Consider the following 23193-nt stretch of genomic DNA (forward strand, 5'->3'; position numbering starts at 1 on the left):
AACGGATAGTAGAAAAAATAAGTTTTATTGGTTGTGGATTTGACCGTTAATTGCACGGCATCAGAATAAAAACAGAAACTCGAAAACTAAAAAAGCATCCAAAATCTAGCTGATTTATGGATGCTGTTGGCTACTTTTTGACTGCTTTTAATTAAGAAACTATTGGTTTGATCCTATTACTCAGCATCATCAAGAGTTAGATTGCGATCTATTTGCCAAATCAAATAGCAACCCAAACTCATGAGTACGAACATGGCCGTACCGATCTTTAGTACCGGATTAACGGGGAATAAGTTCAGTAATAAACCACCAAAAATACCTACTGAAAACATCAACGAGCCTTGTAAAGCGCTGGCCATACCGGCACGACGTTTCTGAAAGGCTAAGGCTATAGCAGAGGCATTCGGTTGGGTCAGACCTAAACCGGCAATACAGAAAAAGATACAGGCCAACACTAAAGGTAGCCAAGCATCGGTGCCAAGGACTAAACCGATGACGAACAGGGCTGCAGCAGAAATAACCTGCATCATCGCCCCAAAGCGCAAAATACTCAGAATGCGGAAGCGATTAGTAAGCCACTGGTTAAGTTGCGTTAAGCCTACAAATCCAGCAGCATTAAGCCCAAATATCCAACCGAAATGAGTGGCTGAAATACCATAAGTATCCATGATTAACTCAGAAGCGGCACTAATGTATACAAACATAGCGCCCATTAATAAGCCACCGCCAATCGCTGGATAACTAAAGGTAGGATCCTTTAACAAGTCCCAGTACTGACTCAATACTTCTTTAGTAGGTTGCACATTACGATTCTCTTCAGTCAAGGTTTCAAAGAAGAAAAACTTAGTCAATAGTAAATTCAGAGCACCAAAAGCCGCTAAGAACCAAAAGATGGAGTGCCAGTTAAAAAACCGTAAAAATAATGCCCCAAGAGAGGGTGCTAATATCGGTGCTAAACCCATTACCAATATCATGATAGAAAAGGCTTTGGCCGTTTGCTTAGCAGTAAGACGATCACGAATGGCTGCACGAGTCACTACTGCTCCTACACAAGCGCCCAGTGCTTGTACCGTACGACCAGCGAACAAAACGTATTCATTATTAGTAGTAGCACAGATTATAGAGGCAATTATATATAGCGTCATACCGAAGTATAAGGGTTTGACGCGGCCAATCCGATCACTAAGGGGTCCATAAAACAGCTGACCAAATACTAAACCTATAAAGTAGGCTGGTACTGAGTTGGCCATAAATGCGGTTGATACCCCAAAGCTATCAGCCATAGCCGGTAGCGCTGGCAAATACATATCGATAGATAATGGCCCGACTGACACAATAAGTCCTAACATCATAATCCAGGCGACAGGCAGCTCCGCCGAGCGCACTCTAGTAGGAGCAGCAGTGTTAGAGGATAAAGTAGGTTTTGGAGCAGACATAGCGGAGACCATTTGATAGTAAAGGAGTTATCAAGGCGCACAAAAAGGCAGCCAGACAGTGTTATATCGTACTGTCTAGTTATATTTCAATAGGTAGCAAGCGCTTATCAAGTATAGTCTGAGTAAATGGCTAGACTTAATAAGCGCTGATAATGGGCAAGATAAAAGCTCAGAGGCTAGTTAAACTGACGTTTGCTAAATTCAGTAGCGGCTACCTTAGCTTTTTTGAGAGCCAGTTTACGATTTCTTCCCAGCATTAATTTGACTTGCCAAGCTTTTTCTTTGTACAGCGTTAGGGCTGACTGTTGATACATCGCATTGATAATACGCTTGCTAGCTAATACAGCATCAGGTGAGCGCATGGCTAACTCGGCAGCTAAAGCCTGTGCTTGCTTTAACGGCTCATCGCTACAGTGGCTAACCAAACTTAGTGCTTGCGCCTGCTCAGCACTAATCACCCGAGCCGTCATTGCTAGCTCCTTTAATATATCAGCAGGGACGATGCCTAATGCTGATTGAGTAAGTCCCATATCTGGCACTAGGCCCCACTTTGCTTCCATGATTGACAGTTGACAATCACGATGACTAATACGAATATCACATGCCAGCGCTAATTGTAGCCCGGCGCCAATACAGTGGCCTTCTAGTACCGCAATGACGGGAATAGGTAGCTCACGCCAGACTAGACATACTCGTTGAAATAAGCTTTGTTGCGGTTTAATCAGTTGCCACAGCGCATAAGCTTGGTTTTTAGGCTGATTAAGATCACTCAAATCAATACCAGCACAAAAAGTGCCTTCAGCACCCTTAATGATGACCGCGCGCAGTGCCTTATCTTTACTAATCTTAGTCGCCACAGCGATTAACTCAGCCATCATCGCAAAGCTCATAGCGTTCTTTTTTTGTGGCCGATTCAAAGTCACCGTCAAGATAGCTTGGTTGACCGTGACTTGTAGTGTTTGATACTGATAGGAGGCAACAGCGTGCATGGCAATCCTTTACAATGAATAAGTAACAATAAACGATAAATTGAGTTCATTAACTCATAAATCATAGCAGGGTTGGCTATAAACAGCCTTAGCAATAACTGACCCTACATTCAAGAAAACCGTTAAATCATTTTCCAGTTCATATCATTTTCGTTAAGTCGATGGTAGTTCAGCTGAGTATAAGAAGACAAATCAAGCGTTTGTAGCCGAGTTAATGCCAATAAAAGCGCTTCATAATAAGGTTTGAGCATCGCAAATTGTGCCGGTGTAGTATGTTGCAAGTTTAGTAGGCACTTGTCTTCTAGGTTTTGGCTAGTTTGGCGCAGTTGAGGTACGCCAGTATAGCGACTGCCCCCTAAAATACGGTGGGCAATCTGTGCTAGCTCATAGCGATCACGTGCCTGCCACGCTTGCGATAGTGCCTCTTTTTCATCAGCGATAGTTTCCAGCATCATAAGAATTAATTTGGCAGCTAGATCTGGCTTGTTTGCGGCACGAGTCAAAGCATCTTCCCAATCCAGAATACTTAAAGTGTCTGAATTATCTTTTAATATAGTACTTTCATTAGTAACCATTAATGGTTGCTGCGAGGCATACTGATTGACTAGCATAGGACTGAGATGGCTAGGATGGCTATGCAACGGCGAACCTTGCTCTGCATCAGTATTCATTTCTGATAGCTGCTGTTCATTAGGCAGACTTTGATTACGTGGTTGCAGAGCTTGCGTAGTCTTATGCCAATACCCATCATTTGGCTGGCTATCACGCAAGTAGTCGTCTCTAATCTTTTTTAGGGCTAAAGGTCTAGCTATTCTTTTATCAGCTTGCAGTGCTGTGTCTTTGGCACTAGTAGCCATACTGACATCACTATTAATGCTGCTAACCCCTATACGACTCTCACTACCAGTCATATTGGCTTCAGCGCTATAGCCATCGCTTAGTTCTTCATCTATAGCTAAGCTATGCTTAAGCATATTGACACTAGTCACTGGCGTTTCATTATTAGGCGCTGCTAAACCATCGGCATTGATATTAGTAGTACGTCCCAGCCATTTTTGCAGCATTTGTAGTAGCTGTGGTTGGCTGATAGGTTTGCCTACATAATCGTCAATACCACTGGCAATGAGCTTATCACGCTCATCGGCTAGACCATGTGCCGTCAAGGCAATGATAGGAATATGACTATCAGGATGCTCTATTTTTCGTATTTGTGCTGCAGCTTCACGCCCTGACATACGGGGCATCTGGATATCCATAAAGATAAGCTTAATACGGTCTTTATCCTCAATACGTAGGTTGTCTTCACTAGTGCTTTGTGACATGGACATACTACTGACTTGCTCACGAGTTTCCGCTTTTGATATTTGTGTTTTTTTCGATAAGCTATCAGGTTTAGGCTTAAGTGTTTGGGAGCTTGTTGACTGTTGCTTACTGATAATTTCAATAGCTTCAAAGCCGCTGCTAGCAGTCACTACCTTAATACCAAGCTCACTCAGTAGCGCGTCCAATACTAGTAAGTTCGGTAAATGATCGTCAACTGCCAACACTGTAACCCCTTGCCAAGTTGGTAGCTGGGCTTTTATAGGGGTATTGCTCTTTTGAGTATCTAGCATAGCGTACAGCTGACGCTTGTCTAACGGCTCATATAATATATTGGCATGATAACGAGTCAATAACGCCTGATCAGCGGCAACTTGATAACCAAATACCGCCAGCTTACCTTGATAATGTAAGCGAATTTGTTTTAGCAAGGCCATCATGTCATCTTGAGTATCATTATCGACGATCACCCAATCCCAATAGTTCCCTTGCTCCTTGAGCGATTCGAGTACCCCAGGTAAAGAGTTGGCTTGGGTCAATTTGATCGGCAAGTTTTGCAAGCTGGCTTTTAGTACTTGTCTAGAAGCTGTGTGATTGATCCAAACTAACACATGAAACTCATCGGCAGCGCTAGCCAAAGGTGCCAGTACTGGTAAGGCAATAGTCTGACCAGTCGCCGCTTTTAATACGTCAACATGAGCGGGCATCCGAAACCAAAATGTCGCCCCTTGATTGTCAATATTCTCGCGCGCATTGTCATAAAAGCCTATATCACCACCCATCAATCGCGTTAATTGCTTGGAAATAACTAGGCCTAATCCTGTGCCACCATACTGACGAGTAATAGAAGGGTCACCTTGACTAAAGCTCTGGAACAGCATTTTTTGATCCGACTCTGAGATACCTTTGCCACTATCTTGCACGCTAATCATAAGGTAGTTTTCTTGATAGTCGTCCAAGCTCACTCGCACTACCACTCCTCCGCTATCTGTGAATTTAATGGCATTACCGACGATATTAGTCAGTATTTGTTTGAGGCGCATGGCATCGCCATTGATACGCATTGGCACATCGTTATAAAACAATACGGCAGTACGTAGGCCCTTTTCTGCAGAGACGGGTGACAGCATATCTACGACATCATAGATAGTGTCATACAGATCAAACTCGTGGCTATCAAGGAGCAATTTACCCGCTTCAATTTTAGAAAAATCCAACACATCATTGACTAAAGCTAGCAGATGCGCTGAGGATTTACGGATAGTTTGTACATATAAATCTTGCTCAGAATTTAGCTCACCGTGGCGCGCCAGCAAGTTAATAAACCCATCAATGCTATTGAGTGGCGTACGTAGCTCATGACTGATATTAGCCAAAAAAGCCGACTTTGACTCGCTAGCTGAAATAGCGACATCGCGTGCATTACGAATAGAGATGTTCTGCATCTCCATCTCATCAAAGGCCAAACGCAAGTCATCTTCGGTTTGTTCAGCATGATCTTTGAGCTCTTGAAAGCTACTATGCAGACGGCGTAAGGCTTTGACTAAATCCTGTTGTAATAAGTTCAACTCACCGTCAGATTCGACCAGAATAGGCTTATATAGATTATCGACATGGGTACGTTGCAAGCGCAAGCGTAGCTCATAGATAGGAGCAATCCAACGCTTAGCATAGATATTAAGGCTGAGTAGTAATATCAATATGGTGAATAAACCGGTAATAACCAAGGCCATTGCAATACGGTAACGCGCAATATATAAAGGCTCGTTATCCATATCAATGAGCAGCCATAACTTTTGGCCTTTAAACTCGCCCAACATACTACCGTAAGCCGTTCCCACTGAGGTCGCTTGTTTAGATAAAGCACGTTGATTACTGTCTACAGCTGGCCAAGTTTCGTTAACCCCATAGCCAACGCTAGCTAGTACTTTATTGTCCTCATCAATAATAGCAATACGCTGCACATGTTGCTCAGACTGCATACGACTAAGCTTATCGCGAATAGCAGCTAGGGTCGCCATTGCTTCTTGCGACTTGCTATCAGAGTTAGTCAGGTCACTATCAGACGATGACATCCCAAACTGTAGATCGGGAATAAGCTCTGTCACCATAGGCTTATAGCGGATCAATACCGCTTCAGCTAAGGCTTCTTGTTCTGAGTTGCTGGCACGCATGGTTTCGTAAAACACCAAAATACCACCTACTGCCGCTAACAAGCATATCGGCAAAAACACTAATATAATAAGTTGACCATAAGCACTACTAGTATTAAAGCGTTTTTTGTATGTCATGCTATGTTTAAACCTCATTTACCGTTGTGTAGTTATCACTAACAAGCTGACTATAGCGATTATTTTATCAGTTATCTAACCAGTAACCTATCATTGGATGTGGTTCAATAAACGCAGTTAATAAAAGCCAGTTACCAATAATTGTACTTGCCTTAAGCGCAGTGAAAAACAACCTGATATACTGGCACAGCACTTTTTGGTCTTTAAAATTATAGAGCAAAAACAAAACTGATCAGTTAGTTATCCCTTAATAACACTCATTAAACGATAATTTAGGATGCCTCATGTCGTCTACGACCATAGCGAATACCAACTTTATTACCCAAACAACTGCCCTTGCTGATTGCGTAGGTCAGACTCCTTTGGTCAAGCTGCAGCGTTTACCTGAACTAGAAAACATAAATAATGGTGCACAGCTGTTGGCTAAGCTTGAGGGTAATAATCCTGCAGGCTCAGTAAAAGATCGTCCTGCCTTTAATATGATCTATCAGGCAGAGCAGCGTGGCGATATCAAGCCTGGTGATACTTTGATAGAAGCTACTAGTGGCAATACTGGCATTGCTTTGGCTATGGTTGCTGCCATGCGTGGCTATCCTATAACTTTGCTAATGCCAACCAACTCAACCCAAGAGCGCAAAGATGCGATGATCGCTTATGGTGCTACTTTGATTGAAGTTGATGAAGGTATGGAAGCGGCGCGTGATTTAGCGCTACAGATGCAAAACGATGGCTTAGGAATAGTATTAGATCAGTTCAATAACCCCGATAACAAACAAGCGCATTATTTGACTACTGGCCCTGAATTATGGCAACAAACAGACGGTAAAATTACTCACTTTATTAGTTCTATGGGGACTACTGGTACTATTACTGGCGTGGGACAGTATTTAAAAGAGCAAAACCCAGCAGTACAAATTATCGGCTTACAACCTGATGAAGAAGCTTCTATCGCTGGTATTCGTCGCTGGCCTGCTGCTTATATGCCGGGTATCTATGACGCCGATATCGTTGATAAAATTATGGATATCGACCAGTACACTGCTGAAGTTTATATGCGCAAGATGGCTAAAACTGAAGGTATTTTTGCTGGAGTGTCTTCTGGTGCAGGGGCTTGGGCAGCGTTACAGATTGCTAAGGATAATCCCAATGCTGTCATAGCTTTTATTGTCTGTGACCGTGGCGATCGTTACCTTTCAACGGGTCTTTATAATATTAACGACGACTTGGATAATGGCTAGCTAGTTAACTGATTTGCTATTTATTATGGCAGTCAGTTGGCTAAAACTAGTGAATGATCAGCTAATAAATAAGCCCGCTAACAATAATGAAAATAGTGACTAGTAAGAGAGCTATCTATGACATATGCCCTACCCGCTAATCCAGTATTGGTCTTTGATATTGAAACTGTCGCTGATACTGCTGGCGCACGTCGCATTTATCCACAGCTGAGCGAACTCAATGATGCCGATACTTTATCAGCGCTAACGGCTATTCGTCTGCAAGAAGCTGGCCACGATTTTATGCGTTTGCCATTGCAGCGTATTGTCTGTATCTCTGCGCTCTACATTAAAGACGGTCAGTTATCCCTATTTTCTCTAACGGCTGATAGGTTCAGTGAAGAAGAGATTCTAACTAAGTTTTTCCGAGCTTTTAGTGAAGTTGAAAAATTGCCGCAGCTGATCAGCTGGAATGGTTCTGGATTTGATATCCCAGTGCTTATCTACCGTGCTATGCAATATAACTTAGCAGCGCCTTGGCTGTTTGAAGAAGGTGAGCGTATCAAAAACATGCGCTTTGATAATTACGTCAATCGTTTCCAAACCCGCCACCTTGATCTAATGGATAGATTTAGCCAATACGGCGCTAGTCGTCGTGAAGCTATGGACGTAGTAGCTAGTTTGTACGGTTTACCCGGTAAAACGGCTGTAGATGGCAGTATGGTTGGTGCTTTAGTCGCAGCTGAGGATTGGCAAACCTTATCGATATATTGTGAGTCCGATGTACTCAACACTTGGCTGATTTACTTACGTTGGTTGCGCCTCACCGGCAAACTATCTTCACCAGCTTTTGATTACTGGCAGCAGCAAAGTGTTGCTTACTTAAAGGCTTTTACTCAAGCTGATGGTAGCGCCCGTCATCAAGACTTTATGGCTAACTGGTCGTCGTTACCAAAGCTATAAGCGGTATCTAGTTGTGAATATTCGATACGCCTCAAATAAAACCCGCTCTAAAATGTTGTACGGTGACAGTTTTTATATACTGTATTTATATCGGCCTACCGTTTTTTACTTTATAGCAGCCAATCATTATCTTAACGCTTTTGTATGTTAAAATTGCGGTCATTTTTCATCCCTTTATTTTATAGGCAGGTTTATGCAACCCACCGACTCAAAAACTGCTGTAGCAGATAGCTTGACTACTAAATCTAATACCGTTGCTGATGACAGTCAGGCAATTATTACCCCGCCTAACAAGAAAAAGTCTAAGCCTTCACCAAAGGTACGCCGTCGTCTAAAAGATGCTGAACCCTTACAATTTACCATCGATGGATTATCACATGATGGTCGTGGAGTTGCGGTCTACGGTAATGGTTTCGATGCGCAAGCAGGTCATACTGAAGACAAACATGGCAAAAAAATCTTTGTCAGTTTTGCCCTACCTGGCGAGAGTGTTGAAGTAAAGATAACCAATAGCCGTGCCAGTTTTGAGGAAGGGGATGCTACTAAGGTTACTGCCAATCCAAACCCTGAACGTGCTGTACCACCTTGCCCTCACTTTGGGGTTTGTGGTGGCTGTAATCTGCAACATTGGCAACCTGAGGCCCAAATTAATTTTAAGCAATCGGTTTTAGCAGAGATGTTACTGCATCAAGCCAATATACAGCCAGATACTTGGCTACCACCAGTAGTTGGCGATCGTTTAGGCTATCGAACTAAAGCTAGATTGGGTGTACGTTATGTAGTTAAGAAGGAAACAGCGTTAGTAGGTTTTCGTGAGCGTTCGAGTAATTTCTTAGCCGAGCTAAATGAATGTCATATTCTAGATCCACGTATTGGTTTTGAAATTGAAAATCTAAAAGCCCTAATCAGCACCCTTGAGAGTCGTAACAAAATTGCTCAGTTAGAGCTAGCTATGGGCGAATACCTCCCTGAACTGCCAGACGGTGATCAACCAGTGGCATTGATTGTACGCAACTTAGAACCTTTGTCTGACGGGGATATAGATAAGCTCAAAACCTTTTTTGCGGCGCGTAACTGGCAGTTATATTTACAATCTAAAGGTGTCGACAGTATCCAGCGCATTGCATTAACGGCTAACGATGATATGAGCCAACAGTTCGGTCGTCTGTATTATCAGTTACCTGAATACGATCTTACCTTTGAGTTTATTCCGACTGACTTTACTCAAGTAAACCTGTCTGTTAATCGGCAGATGACTAAGCTGGCTTGTGACTTATTAGACCTAAAACCCGGTGAGAGAGTACTAGACTTATTCAGCGGATTAGGAAACTTTAGTTTGCCATTAGCTCGCTTAGTTGGCGAATCAGGCTCAGTAGTGGGAGTTGAAGGCAGCGAAGCTATGACTTTACGAGCTGCTGATAATGCGCGTCGCAATACTATTAATAACACTGAGTTTTATAGCCAAGATTTGACTCAAGATTGCACGGATAAGCCGTGGGCTAATCAAGGTTTTGATGCGCTCCTCATTGATCCACCACGCTCTGGCGCTTGGGAGATCATGCAGTATTTACCGAAATTCAATGCTGAGCGCATAGTCTATGTGTCTTGTAATCCAGCAACCCTTGCTCGAGATACTAAGGCGCTGTTAGAGCAAGGCTATCGACTCACTCATGCAGGAGTGATGGACATGTTCTGTCATACTGGTCATGTTGAATCAATTGCCCGCTTTGAAAAAGTAGAGGCCAAATAGCTTCACTGTAGCTTCAATACTAAGGCTTGAGCAGTAGTGGATACCCGCTACTGCTCAAGCAACGATTACTATTATTTAGTTAAAGCACAAGCTAATATAATAAAAATTATACTACTTTATAATAAAATCGATTATTGTTGGTCGAAATAATTTATTCAAATTACCTTTTAACGTATAATAATTACAGACCCTTGCTTGAATAAGGGTGACAAACTAACTTATTATTAGTTATCACTATACTAATAAAAATATAATGGTAAATGGACTGATTTATATATATTTTTGCGAAATACTTTTTAAGGAAGTTCATAAAGAACAGGCTGTGTTGTACATTCACAAGTAAACAGTTCAATGGTGAACCACTGCTTAACTTGAAGAGAAAGAGAAAAATAAAGCTCAATATCAATACTTTTGTATTAACTGCTATCACTTTATCGACCGTCACTATATAAAAGTAAGTTTATCGCAGTTGCTAAAAGATTTTGTCTTTAGCAACTGCGCTGTTTTATGTGATCGCTGACTCTAGGTAATAGGTTGAAGGACAGTCGATATATATAAAGTAATAATCGACATACACGGCAGTAATTCGGTCAAAAGGAGTCAGCTATGGTAAAAATTCGTGAAGGATTGCCATTAATGGATGGGCAGACAGCGGAGACTGATAGTGCGTCATTAGCTGCGCAGCTAGTGGCCAGTCAACGTTCTCACCAATCTGCCAATAGCTATGCTCAAATTCCACTAGATATCAAGAGACAGCTCAGTACTCATAAGCTGCACACCACTTTTGATCGTTCCGCGCAGCATTCCTATCATAGTCATGATCCTCAATTGAATGAAGAGTACCTCAATAACAACTTACAAAGTCTCTCATTGCTCACAGACGTTTCTGAAAATATTGACTTAGATCAAGCCAATATCGATGTGCCAATGTGGTTGGATAATGTGGCCAAGCGTATCGGTCAAGAGTCGGTTCCGAATTTGACAATGGCTTGTGAATTTATTCGCAACCGCATGAATACTACTGAATCTGAACGATCCGGTGCTTATGTGACCGGCATCGGTATGACCGATATATTGACTTACCTCTATCAAGATGAAGACGCACTAGTCGCGGCAATGCTTTATCGTAGTGCCCGTGAATCGCTTATCAGTTTAGCTGATATTCAGAAGAGCTTTGGTACGGATATAAGCAGTTTGGTGAAAGATGCTTTAGCGATGGGCAAGCTGTCAGCTATTATTGAGAGTAACAAGCGCTTAGAAGATCATTTCGCCAATAATCAACGTGATCAGCTGTCTAACATCTATAGCATGCTTATTTCAGTGACTAATGACGTGCGAGTCGTACTGATCAAGCTGGCTGAGCGTACTTTTGCTATGCGTGAACTTTCCTTCTCTAATGAAGAGCGTCAGCAGCGTGTTGCTCGTGAGGTTATGACTATTTATGCCCCATTAGCCCATCGTTTAGGTATTGCGCAACTTAAATGGGAGCTTGAGGACTTAGCTTTTCGCTACTTGGCTCCTGAGCGCTATAAAGAAATCGCTAAATTACTATCTGAGAAGCGCAGTGAGCGCGAAGACTATATTCAACGAGTAGAGGATAAACTAAGCGACGCTTTAATAGCGGCTGATATCGTTGGTGAAGTTTCAGGACGCGTCAAACACATCTACTCTATTTATCGAAAAATGAAGCTTAAAGGCTTGTCCTTTGATCAGCTCTATGACATTCGCGCATTACGAGTATTAGTTGAGAACCCTTCAGATTGTTATCATGCTTTAGGGCTAGTCCATGGCTTATGGCGCTATATCCCTGAGCAGTTTGATGACTATATTACCAATCCAAAAGCCAATGGTTATCGCTCGCTCCATACTGCCGTTATTGCTGAAAACAAGTCTCTTGAAGTGCAAATACGTACTCATACTATGCACTTTGAAGCTGAGCTTGGTATGTGCGCGCACGTCAACTATAAAGAGGGGCTTAAGAATAAAAAAGACAACTACCTTAATCAAAGAATCAGCTCTCTAAGACAGCTACTATCTATAAACAATGAGACTCGTAATCAGGCACGTACCGCTGTGTCTAACGGTGAAGGTATTGATAATAGTGATCTATTTGAGCTGGATGAAGAAGAGCAAACGGTTGACTTTGATGAACTTGAACGTATTTATATATTTAGTCGTGACGGCGATATTACCGAGCTCCCTAAAGGTGCTACTGTCCTCGACTTTGCTTACTACGTACACACTCAAGTTGGTAACCGTGCTCAAGCCGCTCGAGTGAATCAGCGCTATGTACCCCTCACCTACCAGCTTAAAACCGGCGAGCAAGTGGAAATTATTACTAAGTCCTCACGCGAGCCGAATCGCGATTGGTTAGTGGCAGCTCTAGGTTATATACATACCAATAGAGCCCGCTCAAAGCTACGTCAATGGTTCAATAAGCAGGATCGTGATAAGAATATTGAGATTGGTCGACAGATGCTTAGTAAAGAGCTCGAACGCCTATCTTTGCATCCTAATAGTATCGACTTAAACGATTATCTGAAATTTTTTAATGTCAATAATACTGATGATATCGTTGTTGGTTTAGTCACGGGTGAGATTGGTATTCATCAGCTGATGGGACATGTTTCACGCCAGCTACATTTAGAGCCTGAAAAAGCAGAGGAGGAGTTTACTCCTAGTGTTGATCCCAAAACTACCGGTAAGCTAGATGCCTATAAAATCTGTATTGATGGTTTAGATAATATTGAGATTAACTTAGCAGGCTGCTGTCACCCGGTACACGGTGAGCCTATTTCTGGCTATATCACTTTATCGCGTGGTGTCAGTATTCATAATCGTGGCTGCGCTGAATATATTCGCATGATCGAACGCGATCCTGAACGTGAAATTAGTGCTGCTTGGAAGTCAAAATCAGGTCGCTATCAGCCCGTGGATATTCATATAGAAGCCTACGATAGGCGTGGCTTACTGCGGGATTTGACTCAAGTTATTGATAAAGAAAATGTCAATATCAGACAAGTTCAGACTATTAGCACCGATGAAAATATTGCTTTTTTAAAATTTCATATCGAAGTCTCAGGTTTGGCGCATTTATCCAAACTATTGGCAAAACTTGAACAACAGCCTGGAATATTGCATGCACGGCGTGCCGTTGTTTAAAAGCACCTTGCTATCGAGTACCATCATTAATCTTACGATAATAGAGTTTAGATAAAACCACTATGCCTGAACTGCCCGAAGTCGAAACCACTAAAACTAGCCTGAGCCCCTTATTAGGGCAGCGAGTCAGCAAAGTCGAAGTCTTTCAGCCTAAACTGCGCTGGCCAATGCCTAATGATTTGATTGATTTAGTTGGCTATTCCTTAGATCGAGTCGAGCGTCGTGCTAAGTATTTATTGGTAACTTTTAAATCTACTGAAGCTATCAGTCCAGTTGAACGTACCTTAATCATCCATTTAGGTATGTCTGGCAGTTTGCAGCAGCATCCAGTAGGAGCAGAAAAACGTAAGCATGACCATTTGATTATGCTGTTTGACGAAGCCGATAAGCAAACTCAATTACACTATCATGATCCAAGACGTTTTGGTGCGGTACTGTGGCACAAAGAATATGCTGCTAAGCTCTTAGAGCATTTAGGCCCTGAACCCCTAGCAACAGAATTTAGTGCCGATTATCTATATCATCTTATTCAACGTACCGAGGTTACTGATACGCCTGCTAAAGTGCCTGATAGCACATTGCTAGAATCTGTTGGCAGCTCACTAGCCCAGCAACCACTAACGCCTCACTCAGCTATTCAATCGCCTAGCAAAAAATCTGCCAAACGTCCTATAGCTCGGGCAATAAAATCTGTGATTATGGAACAGCAGATAGTAGTTGGTGTGGGGAATATTTACGCCACTGAAAGCTTGTATTTGTCCGCTATAAATCCAGCAACGCCTGCCCATCACCTCACTTATCAACAAATAGAAGTATTAGTAGCTCATATCAAAGCTATTCTGCAAAAAGCTATAGCCCTTGGCGGCTCAACTTTACGCGACTTCACAGTCGCCAGCGGGCAAACGGGCTACTTTCAACAAACGCTTAATGTTTATGGTAAGCATGGAGAAAGCTGTCCACATTGCGCTACGGAACTCGATAATATAAAAATTAATGGTCGTGCTAGTGTTTATTGCCCCAATTGCCAACCGTTGCAATAGCTGATTAACCATCAATGGCTTGGACAAGCTGAATAGATAATCATCACTGTGGTATTCATAGCTATATTTGTATTGCTTATCCATTCTAGTCTTGTTTTAATAGTGACTACTGACAAAATTTCAGTTTTTTATAGTGCTATTTATAATAACTGGCTACTATTCACTTTAGGAAACCATTATGACTGTTAACGCTAATTTTCAGCACTCTGTTAAGCATAAACTCATTACTGCTATTATTAGCACTAGCTGTATTGTTGCTGTTATGCAGCCTGCTAGCGCAGCTATAGAAATTGATGAGACAGATTTTGGTCCCTCATACGGCACTATGGCCGTGGATACTATGGTTGGCAAGCCACTGCAACTTGCAACCGCTATCGCCGGTACTGCTACTTATCTGGTCAGCCTACCCTTTTCGCTAATCAGCGGTAATGCTGAGCAAGCTCAGCAGAAGCTATTTGTAGAGCCTTGGGATGCTATGGCACGCTGTTTAGGCTGTACAGTTGCTGAAGACAACTATTATAAATCTTCGGCTATTAGCAACAACGTGGTTCGCATAGTCGTGAGCCAACCATCAGAGATCATTATCAATACTAACGACTACGTCATGGTCAATCCACAGTAATAACTCATTTTTTAGCTTTCTCTTAAGACGTTTTACCTAATAGATACCAACAAAAAAGGGCTAACTTCATAAGTTAGCCCTTTTTTGTTTTAACAAGAAACTTTGCTCAATTTATCCTATTAAGCCTAATCTCATTTAGTTAAATTGTTGTTACCAAGCTTTGCACTGATTTCACGCAATAAGAGGATATCTTCTGCTGGTGCTTCTACTGTAGGAGCAACTTCTTCTTGACGACGCAATCTATTAACAAACTTTACCATCATAAAGATAATAAAAGCTAAGATAAGGAAGTTGATTAGCACCGTAATAAAGCTACCATAAGCTAATACTGGAATACCTGCCGCTTTTAAGCTGGCGTAGTTTCTGGCTACCCCTTCAGGAATATCACCTAACACAAAGAACATGTTAGTAAAGTTAAGTTCACCACCAACAATCATCGCTACGATAGGCATGATGATATCTTCTACCAAAGAGGTAGTAATAGTAGCAAAAGCACCACCAATGATAACCCCAACGGCTAAGTCCATCACATTGCCTTTTATGGCAAACTCTTTAAATTCCGATACCATACTCATAAACATTCCTCCCAATTACAAAACTGCGAGTATATTGCTATTTAAGTTATACTACAGTATAAACCCGATAGCAGGTATTTTTTGACTGATGTAAGGATAGTAACTTGTATCAATTATTAAAACCATGATTTTTACTCTACTCATAGAGTATCTTGGCCTTACTTACCCCCACAAAAAAAGGCTAACTTAAAGTTAGCCTTTTTATTTTACCTAATTTTTACTAGTAACTATTATTAATGGTGTTACTGACAAAAATTATTGATAAGGGTAAGTATTAAGCACCTTTCTTACGACCATAACGCTTACGCTCACTCTCAGTAAGGTAACGCTTACGTAGGCGAATGGCTTTTGGTGTTACTTCAACTAGTTCATCATCTTGGATAAACTCAAGTGCTTGCTCAAGCGTAAACTTGATGGCTGGCGTTAGTGTCAATGCTTCATCAGTACCACTAGCACGAACGTTAGTAAGCTGCTTAGCTGTTGTTGGATTGACGGCCATATCATCATTACGTGAGTTCAAGCCAACGATCATGCCTTCGTAAACTTCAAGCTGGGGCTCAGCAAACATTTTACCGCGTTTTTGCAGGTTGAATAGAGCGAAGCCTAAACAAACCCCTTTGGCCATAGAAACTAGTACACCGTTAGAGCGTGCGCCTACTTCACCAATTTTTTGTGGGCCATAATGTGAGAAACTTGAGGTTAAGATACCGGTTCCAGAAGTAAGCGTTAGGAACTCAGAACGGAAGCCAATAAGACCACGAGCTGGCATAGTGGCTGCAATACGCATACGACCTTTGTCGTCAAGCTGCATATCAGTCATCTCGCCTTTACGTAGACCAACCTGCTCCATGATGCTGCCTTGATGTTGATCTTCAATATCAAAGACCACATTTTCATACGGCTCTTGTAGTTTACCATCTACTTCTTTAACGATAACTTCTGGACGTGATACAGCAAGCTCAAAACCTTCACGACGCATGTTTTCGATTAATACTGACAGATGCAACTCACCACGACCTGACACTTTGAATTTATCAGGAGAATCGGTGTCTTCTACACGCAAAGCTACGTTATGAATCAATTCACGCTGCAGACGTTCACGAATGTTGCGTGAAGTCACAAACTTGCCTTCACGACCAGCAAACGGTGAATTGTTTACTTGGAAAGTCATAGATACTGTTGGTTCATCAACAGTCAATGGTGGCAAAGCTTCAACATGATTAGGATCACAGATAGTATCAGAGATGTTTAGAGCATCAATACCAGTAATACAAATAATATCACCGGCTTGTGCATCATCTACATCAATACGATCAAGACCATGATAGCCCATAATTTTTAAGATACGACCGTTACGGGTTTCACCTTCTTTATCAATCACAGTAACTTGGGTGTTGGTAGAAATACGACCACGCTGAATACGGCCAATACCGATAACACCTACAAAGCTATTATAATCAAGACTAGAGATTTGCATGCGGAATGGAGCATCTGCATCAACTTGTGGCGGTTGAACCACATCAACGATAGTTTTGAACAATGGCGTCATATCATCAGCAAGATTATCTGCTTCTAAACCGGCAATACCGTTTAGTGCTGAAGCATAAACCACTGGAAAGTCTAACTGCTCATCAGAAGCACCAAGATTATCAAACAAATCAAAAATTTGATCCATTACCCAATCAGGACGTGCACCAGGACGATCAATTTTATTGATAACGACGATAGGCTTCAGGCCTTGCTCAAACGCTTTTTGAGTTACGAAACGTGTTTGTGGCATCGGGCCATCAACTGCATCAACTACTAACAGTACGCAATCAACCATCGACATAACGCGCTCGACTTCACCACCGAAGTCGGCGTGACCTGGGGTATCTACGATGTTGATACGATACTCAGTGTCATCAGACTTATCTGTCCATCTGATGGCGGTATTCTTAGCCAAAATGGTAATACCACGTTCTTGCTCAATATCACCAGAATCCATTGCACGTTCGGCAATGTTTGCACGGTCACCAAAAGTACCTGACTGATGTAATAGTTTATCGACCAAAGTAGTTTTACCGTGATCAACGTGGGCAATGATTGCAATATTACGCAAGTGTTTGATATCGTTCGCCATATAAAATGCTCGTTTTGTCTTAAAAAAATGTAGTAGCAGTAAACACTGTTGAATAAAATGATAGGATAAATTAACTAGATACTTTATGGTGCCTTTATATACCTACGCAATGAGAGTAAAAGCATATTTTGAGCAGTACTAAGCAGTATCTATACCAATAAATCTATTTTACCACCAGCTATGCTAGTAGACACCTTGTCAATTTACAAAGTGTTTGGGCGGCTAGTATAACATTATTGCATTGTAAATTTATGCAATTACTTGTTTATCTGTGTGTTTTATTATAGATATAAAATTAGCCATAAAAAAAGCCACCTATAAGGTGGCTTTTTTTATGTCATTTAACTTAACTATAAACTGGTTGTTACTCAATAAGCTTAAGCTTAGTTGATTACCATGTCTTTAGTTTGTTCTACAGTCATAGTTTTGTCACCAGTGATGATGGCATAAACACGACGGTTCATAGCACGACCTTCTTCAGTATCGTTTGAAGCGATCGGTTGATCATAACCGTAACCAACTGTTGATACACGGTTTGGTGCGATACCGAACTCGTTAGTCAACATTGATTTAACTGCTACAGCACGGGCTTCAGACAGACGTTGGTTATAACGTGCTGATGGACCAGTTTTAGAAGCATGACCTTCAACGCGTGCGCCAGAGTTTGGATACTCACGCATCTTCTCAGCTACTTTAGCGATTTCTGATTTGTATTGGTTTTTGATAGCTGATTTATCGTTATCAAAGAATACACGAAGTTCCATTTTTAATGTATCTTCGATGTCTACTACTTGTGGGCAACCACGTGCATCAACAACTACATTCATTGGCGTGCCTGGGCACTGATCAACGCTATCATATACGCCATCGCCATCAGAATCGATGTCGTCAACTGGAGTAACCACTACTACAGGTGGAGCTACATAAGTAGGCTCTAACTGTGGTGGAACTGCTACTGTAGGAGCTAAGTGACCACCAAGTACCACTTCTAGACCAGCTAAGGCCATGCCTTCCCACCAGTTATTATCGAAGTTATGGATCGCACGTGCTTCACCACGTAAGCTTAGAGCGTCATTGATGCGATACATAGCACCTAGACCTAAGTTACCAATAGTATCTTTAGAGCTAGTGATTTCATTACCAGCAGCATTTTCTACTTTGATTTTAGATTGACCAGCACCAACTAGAACATATGGTTTAAATGCACTGTCAGTATAACCAGTGAACTGCTCAGTACCGATTAAGAAGTTACCAGAAAGCATTTGTTGTTCTGCGTCAAAATTATCATTACCGTCTTGACGTATACCGTCAGTGTTAGATACGCCATATTCTACTTGGAACTGAGTAGATGGAGTAATCTCGATACCTAGGGCCGCACCAGTATATAAGCCATTGTCTTGGTAATAACCATTACCGACGCCATCACCCATTGTTTCGATTTGCTCATCGTCAGCGCCTTCGCTGTAATGATAACCTAATAATAATGGACTAATAGTAACACCAGCGTTAGCCGCTAGTGGAGCAGCTGTTACAGCAAACAGAGCTAGAGCAATTTTATTCAATTTCATGGACTTCCTCCAAAGGATAATTTAAGTAAGGCATTAAACAAGATCGCTTCCTAGATGATCTAAGAATAGACATCTTTCCAAACACATTACCATACGATATATAACGAAACTAATTACGGAGTAGCTTAGCGACAATCAATTCAATTTACAACTTTTTTCGCTACTGAGCTACACATTATTACACTATAGTGTTGTAAGCAGAACACAATAATCGTTTCAAGTTACTGAAAACAAACATCTAAACTACTGTCATTGTGCCAATTCTTAAAAAATGACATATGTAGTTACAATATCGATTATTTCTAAGTGCATTCTAATCCAATAAACAAATTTTCTCTATTACAAAAACCAGCCATTCACTAATTGAAACAATTTTTGACATTAGCGTTATATTATGTGTATATTTAGCTAGCTAACAATATTCTTTTAATAGAATATATTCTGTCTTATAAAATATTTGTATCTTAGTTTTTATTATTATTTATTGGTTGTCATTTATCAATATTGATGAATTTGTACCTAAGAACAACATTATAATTATTGTGGTTATTAATGTAGGATCGATCAAGTTAAGATTAATATTTGATACTATGACTTAATGGAATAGTATATACCACAACTGACAATGAGTTAAACCAAGTCTTTTATAGGTGACCCCTAGTAATGGTTATGTCACGTGAGGTTTCTATTTACCATCTATACCTATCTACTTCAGGTTGCCATACGCCATTGGCAACTACTCACTGCAGTTGCGTTAAACAGCAGCTTGCTTATTATGAAAAATATAGTAAAAGGGATAGCTTAAATCGATATAAAGGCTTTACCTTAGTAGAATTAATAGTAACCTTAGCCATCATCGCTATAATTGTAACTATAGCGACGCCATTTATGTTAAGACAATTGGCAACGATGGAGGCCAAACGTATTAGGTATGCTTTATCTAACACTTTAAAAGTGGCTAAGGCTGAAAGTCTCATTCGACGAAAGAACCTGATACTGTGTCTTTCTAACGATAATAGCCGCTGTAACCGCAACAGTAATGAGGTTTTGTTATTGTTTATAGATAACAACCGCAATAATCATTTTGATCAAGGCACTGATCAGCTAGTCGAACAACAACACTTGAGCCCTAAGTACGCCACTATACATTTGCGAGTGGGCTCAAGACGCCATTACACTAAGTTTTGGGGTAATAGCGGCAAACCACGCGGACATTTTGGACACATAAAATACTGTCCTACCTCAGTACATAATAGCGTTAAATATCAAATATCATTTAACCAAGCCGGTATCATCAAATATAAGCCCAATAGCAGTCACCGTACTAACTGTGATTAGAAAAGATTGGGCAGCCTTCTTAAAATCATCAGCGTTTTGCCCATCACTATCAGCAGCAAGCCCATTTTCTGCATAAGCACCAGTATGTCATTCGATAGCATCGGCTTTACAAGCTACCGCAGCATCAATTTGAGTCTCACTAGGATCAATAAACAAAGATAATTTAATACCTGCCGCCTGTAACTTAGTGAGGTAATCAGCTAACCCCTTTACCTGCCCGGCCACATCTAAGCCCCCTTCAGTAGTCAACTCAGCACGTTTTTTAGGAACTAAACAGACCCAAAAAGGCTGTACTTCACAGGCAATAGCTAGCATCTCATCGGTGGCTGCCATTTCTAAATTCAGACGAGTAGTGACTTGTTTAGCAATCTCATAAACATCAGCATCTTGGATGTGACGACGGTCTTCATACAGATGAATAGTAATACCATCGGCGCCAGCTTGCTCAGAGACTAGCATAGTGGCTAATGGACTAGGATAGTCAACCCCACGTGCTTGACGTGAGGTTGCTACGTGGTCAATATTGACTCCTAATAAAGGTGTTTTTCATGCAAGGTTTTCTAAAGACTTATTCATATCAAATCCTTATTAATAGGTATTACCAGCGTTATACTTATTAGAAGAATAGGATCAAATACTAAGCTTATTGTAATCGACCCATTATTGATAACGCTGCTGCTGCTGCCATAACAAACGGCTTTGCAACGGCTGATAATCAAGGAGATGATCGATGAGGTGTCGATGCAGCCGCGACCACGAATTAATAGTAGACATAGCGATGCCAACTTGCTGCATTGCTAGTATCTCACTGCCTTTAAACATAGCCTGAGAATTATTGTGTTCAATGTTATCAGTGCTGGCTACAATTGGTACTAAGCCGACATCTGGTAAAAAGCGATAAATCGTTTCAGCCTCAATGCTGGCCTGCATATTATCGTGAGTTAAATTTAAGGCAAAGCCTAACTCTTGAAATAAATACTGTTCAAATTGGCGTAAACATAGACGTAGCTCATCGGCGCTCAACGGTTGTTTAAGCGTAGATAAACTATCTTGATAATGGTGCCATAGGACCGCCATTGGATCTTCAATAGGCAATAGCTTTAGTAGGATTTCGTTTAGATATAGTGCGGCATACTGCTGCTGACCACTAATTTTTTGGTAGCTTTTAGGCTGGTATAGCAGCGGATCGACGGCTGTACTGCCCTCGTCTAGCTGAACATTGTCTGTTTCACTGCTACTCATCGTAAGGCTATTAATTTGACTGATGCTAATAAGGCTAAGGTCTATTTGGCTGAAGGTTTTTAGATCACGCTTGCCAGTTGCGAATAACTGTAACAGCTCAAATAGTGGAGCGCCCTTTTTGCCCACTCCATGTATTACCCCGAACTGTTCGGAGAATAAATAGTACAAGGCACGCTTTTCTTGATAAGGACGTTGATGCAATAAATACCCAGTCAACGCTTGATTACGCATGGCCTACTCCCTCAGCTATGGTAATAATAGTTATTAATTATTACCATGCTAATTATCAGTAACCTTATCGCTATAGTTAGTACCCTAGGCTAGTCAAAGCACGTTCATCATCCGACCAGCCACGTTTGACTTTGACCCACAAGGTTAGCATTATTTTTTTGTCGAACAGCTGTTCCATGTCTTTGCGTGAGTCCATGCCCACTTGCTTAATACGCTGGCCTTTATCACCAATGATAATGGCTTTTTGTCCACCGCGTTCAACATAGATAGTAGCATCGATAAAAGTACAAGCTTTACGCGGACGACCAGTTTTTGGATCAGTATGCGCAGGTTCATCTTTGAATTCATCAATCTGCACTGTCAAATCGTAAGGTACTTCATCGCCAGCACTGCGCATAATTTTTTCGCGGATTATTTCACTAGCCAAAAAGCGTTCTGAGCGATCCGTTATTTGTTCTGTATCATAAATAGGCTCGGCCACCGGCAGATGCGAAGCGATAACTTCTTGCAAACGAGTAAGGTTCTGATTCTTCAGCGCTGAAACAGGTACGATATCAGCAAAGTCAAAGCTGTCACTAAAAGTTTCAATTAATGGCAGCAATGTGCCTTTATCTTTTAGAGTGTCAGCTTTATTAATAACCAATACTACGGTTAAGTTAGTGTCACCAAGCTTCTGTAGAACTAACAAATCATCATCACGCCACTGGTCAGAATCTACGACAAATAGTACTAGATCCACATCAACTAAAGCGGATACTGCGGCTTTATTCATACGCTCATTGATAGCACGTACTTCATTACGATGAATACCTGGGGTATCCACAAATATAGCCTGCATTTCATCATTGGACAAAATGCCGTGAATACGATGGCGAGTGGTTTGCGGCTTACGCGAGGTGATGGATAACTTTTGACCTAGCATATGATTCATCAAAGTCGATTTACCAACGTTTGGACGTCCCACAATTGCTACATAGCCAGTTTTAAAGTCACTATTACTAACACCATTGTGATTTTCTGCTTTATTACTAGGGGCAAAAAACGCTTCAATAGCATCATCGTTGTCATCATCGGCATCGCTACTCACAGCCTCTTCGTTGCTGCTAGTAGTATCATTAAGGGCGATGCTTTTTTTGATTTTGCTAACAGAATCATGGTTAACAGTAGGGTTGTCGATGCTGTCATCAGCGTCATCTTTAGCGTTTAATGGCAAGTCAGTACGATTGCTCATAGGTAGTTCCTATAGGGTATTATAGTCAGTTATTCTACTGGTTAACGGCTCAATTAGACACTCAACCAGTAGACTACTATTTATTTAAGAAAGGGG

15 protein-coding genes and 1 pseudogene are annotated in these 23193 nt (G+C 41.3%); 7 read left to right on the top strand and 9 right to left on the bottom strand.

The window, feature by feature from the left end; genetic code table 11:
• Positions 1–176: 176 nt before the first annotated feature.
• The 3 genes from KZA12_RS03175 to KZA12_RS03185 form a co-directional block, all read right to left on the bottom strand.
• Complete coding sequence (locus KZA12_RS03175) at positions 177–1436, bottom strand: multidrug effflux MFS transporter (protein WP_373416574.1); 1260 nt, start codon at positions 1434–1436, stop codon at positions 177–179.
• A 176-nt stretch (positions 1437–1612) separates the two neighbouring features.
• A complete protein-coding gene (locus tag KZA12_RS03180) occupies positions 1613–2425 on the bottom strand; it encodes a crotonase/enoyl-CoA hydratase family protein (protein ID WP_218689210.1) in 813 nt (270 codons plus the stop codon).
• Positions 2426–2547: 122 nt separating this feature from the next.
• Positions 2548–6036, bottom strand: a complete 3489-nt coding sequence (locus KZA12_RS03185; protein WP_218689211.1) for an ATP-binding protein — start codon at positions 6034–6036, stop codon at positions 2548–2550.
• A 284-nt stretch (positions 6037–6320) separates the two neighbouring features.
• Between KZA12_RS03185 and cysM the strand changes: the two genes are divergently transcribed.
• From cysM to KZA12_RS03215, 6 genes are all read left to right on the top strand, one after another.
• Complete coding sequence (gene cysM, locus KZA12_RS03190; protein ID WP_201621846.1) at positions 6321–7274, top strand: cysteine synthase CysM; 954 nt, start codon at positions 6321–6323, stop codon at positions 7272–7274.
• Between the two features lie 117 nt (positions 7275–7391).
• A complete protein-coding gene (locus KZA12_RS03195) occupies positions 7392–8216 on the top strand; it encodes a 3'-5' exonuclease (RefSeq protein WP_218689212.1) in 825 nt (274 codons plus the stop codon).
• A gap of 193 nt (positions 8217–8409) precedes the next feature.
• Entirely contained in the window at positions 8410–9966 is a 1557-nt protein-coding gene (gene rlmD / locus KZA12_RS03200) for a 23S rRNA (uracil(1939)-C(5))-methyltransferase RlmD (RefSeq protein WP_218689213.1), read from the top strand.
• A 606-nt stretch (positions 9967–10572) separates the two neighbouring features.
• A complete protein-coding gene (locus KZA12_RS03205) occupies positions 10573–13128 on the top strand; it encodes a bifunctional (p)ppGpp synthetase/guanosine-3',5'-bis(diphosphate) 3'-pyrophosphohydrolase (protein WP_218689214.1) in 2556 nt (851 codons plus the stop codon).
• 62 nt (positions 13129–13190) lie between these two features.
• Positions 13191–14168: a bifunctional DNA-formamidopyrimidine glycosylase/DNA-(apurinic or apyrimidinic site) lyase gene (gene mutM, locus KZA12_RS03210; RefSeq protein ID WP_218689215.1), complete on the top strand. Its 978-nt coding sequence runs from the start codon at positions 13191–13193 to the stop codon at positions 14166–14168.
• A 178-nt stretch (positions 14169–14346) separates the two neighbouring features.
• Complete coding sequence (locus tag KZA12_RS03215; RefSeq protein WP_218689216.1) at positions 14347–14790, top strand: hypothetical protein; 444 nt, start codon at positions 14347–14349, stop codon at positions 14788–14790.
• A 131-nt stretch (positions 14791–14921) separates the two neighbouring features.
• Here the strand turns inward: KZA12_RS03215 and mscL are convergent, their stop codons facing one another.
• From mscL to KZA12_RS03230, 3 genes are all read right to left on the bottom strand, one after another.
• A complete protein-coding gene (mscL, locus tag KZA12_RS03220; RefSeq protein WP_201621840.1) occupies positions 14922–15365 on the bottom strand; it encodes a large conductance mechanosensitive channel protein MscL in 444 nt (147 codons plus the stop codon).
• A gap of 274 nt (positions 15366–15639) precedes the next feature.
• Positions 15640–17487 (bottom strand): translational GTPase TypA, encoded by a 1848-nt coding sequence (gene typA / locus KZA12_RS03225; protein WP_218689217.1) that lies wholly within the window; start codon positions 17485–17487, stop codon positions 15640–15642.
• A gap of 383 nt (positions 17488–17870) precedes the next feature.
• The gene (locus tag KZA12_RS03230; protein WP_201621838.1) at positions 17871–19055 is read right to left on the bottom strand and encodes an OmpA family protein; all 1185 of its coding nucleotides are present in this window, start codon (positions 19053–19055) and stop codon (positions 17871–17873) included.
• A gap of 669 nt (positions 19056–19724) precedes the next feature.
• Here KZA12_RS03230 and KZA12_RS03235 point away from each other — a divergent pair.
• Positions 19725–20393: a prepilin-type N-terminal cleavage/methylation domain-containing protein gene (locus tag KZA12_RS03235; protein ID WP_218689409.1), complete on the top strand. Its 669-nt coding sequence runs from the start codon at positions 19725–19727 to the stop codon at positions 20391–20393.
• A 90-nt stretch (positions 20394–20483) separates the two neighbouring features.
• On the opposite strand, the pseudogene KZA12_RS03240 reads toward KZA12_RS03235, so the two are convergent.
• The 3 genes and pseudogenes from KZA12_RS03240 to era form a co-directional block, all read right to left on the bottom strand.
• Positions 20484–20933: pseudogene (locus tag KZA12_RS03240) on the bottom strand (pyridoxine 5'-phosphate synthase); the annotation flags it as partial.
• A 120-nt stretch (positions 20934–21053) separates the two neighbouring features.
• On the bottom strand, positions 21054–21866 hold the full coding sequence (locus KZA12_RS03245; RefSeq protein WP_218689218.1) for a DNA repair protein RecO: 813 nt from the start codon (positions 21864–21866) through the stop codon (positions 21054–21056).
• Between the two features lie 76 nt (positions 21867–21942).
• Positions 21943–23097 (bottom strand): GTPase Era, encoded by a 1155-nt coding sequence (gene era / locus KZA12_RS03250; RefSeq protein WP_218689219.1) that lies wholly within the window; start codon positions 23095–23097, stop codon positions 21943–21945.
• Between the last annotated feature and the right edge of the window lie 96 nt (positions 23098–23193).

Origin of the sequence: Psychrobacter sp. BF1 (genome assembly GCF_019279065.1) — a bacterium.
Classification (GTDB): domain Bacteria; phylum Pseudomonadota; class Gammaproteobacteria; order Pseudomonadales; family Moraxellaceae; genus Psychrobacter; species Psychrobacter urativorans.

What these genes read in the sequence shown, in the direction of transcription:
- KZA12_RS03245 (WP_218689218.1), bottom strand. Translation starts at nt 21,866, where the DNA reads ATGCGTAATCAAGCGTTGACTGGGTATTTATTGCATCAACGTCCTTAT.
- KZA12_RS03185 (WP_218689211.1), bottom strand. Translation starts at nt 6,036, where the DNA reads ATGACATACAAAAAACGCTTTAATACTAGTAGTGCTTATGGTCAACTT.
- KZA12_RS03205 (WP_218689214.1), top strand. Translation starts at nt 10,573, where the DNA reads ATGGTAAAAATTCGTGAAGGATTGCCATTAATGGATGGGCAGACAGCG.
- KZA12_RS03180 (WP_218689210.1), bottom strand. Translation starts at nt 2,425, where the DNA reads ATGCACGCTGTTGCCTCCTATCAGTATCAAACACTACAAGTCACGGTC.
- KZA12_RS03235 (WP_218689409.1), top strand. Translation starts at nt 19,725, where the DNA reads ATGTCACGTGAGGTTTCTATTTACCATCTATACCTATCTACTTCAGGT.
- KZA12_RS03175 (WP_373416574.1), bottom strand. Translation starts at nt 1,436, where the DNA reads ATGTCTGCTCCAAAACCTACTTTATCCTCTAACACTGCTGCTCCTACT.
- era (WP_218689219.1), bottom strand. Translation starts at nt 23,097, where the DNA reads ATGAGCAATCGTACTGACTTGCCATTAAACGCTAAAGATGACGCTGAT.
- KZA12_RS03230 (WP_201621838.1), bottom strand. Translation starts at nt 19,055, where the DNA reads ATGAAATTGAATAAAATTGCTCTAGCTCTGTTTGCTGTAACAGCTGCT.
- mscL (WP_201621840.1), bottom strand. Translation starts at nt 15,365, where the DNA reads ATGAGTATGGTATCGGAATTTAAAGAGTTTGCCATAAAAGGCAATGTG.
- typA (WP_218689217.1), bottom strand. Translation starts at nt 17,487, where the DNA reads ATGGCGAACGATATCAAACACTTGCGTAATATTGCAATCATTGCCCAC.
- KZA12_RS03215 (WP_218689216.1), top strand. Translation starts at nt 14,347, where the DNA reads ATGACTGTTAACGCTAATTTTCAGCACTCTGTTAAGCATAAACTCATT.
- mutM (WP_218689215.1), top strand. Translation starts at nt 13,191, where the DNA reads ATGCCTGAACTGCCCGAAGTCGAAACCACTAAAACTAGCCTGAGCCCC.
- rlmD (WP_218689213.1), top strand. Translation starts at nt 8,410, where the DNA reads ATGCAACCCACCGACTCAAAAACTGCTGTAGCAGATAGCTTGACTACT.
- KZA12_RS03195 (WP_218689212.1), top strand. Translation starts at nt 7,392, where the DNA reads ATGACATATGCCCTACCCGCTAATCCAGTATTGGTCTTTGATATTGAA.
- cysM (WP_201621846.1), top strand. Translation starts at nt 6,321, where the DNA reads ATGTCGTCTACGACCATAGCGAATACCAACTTTATTACCCAAACAACT.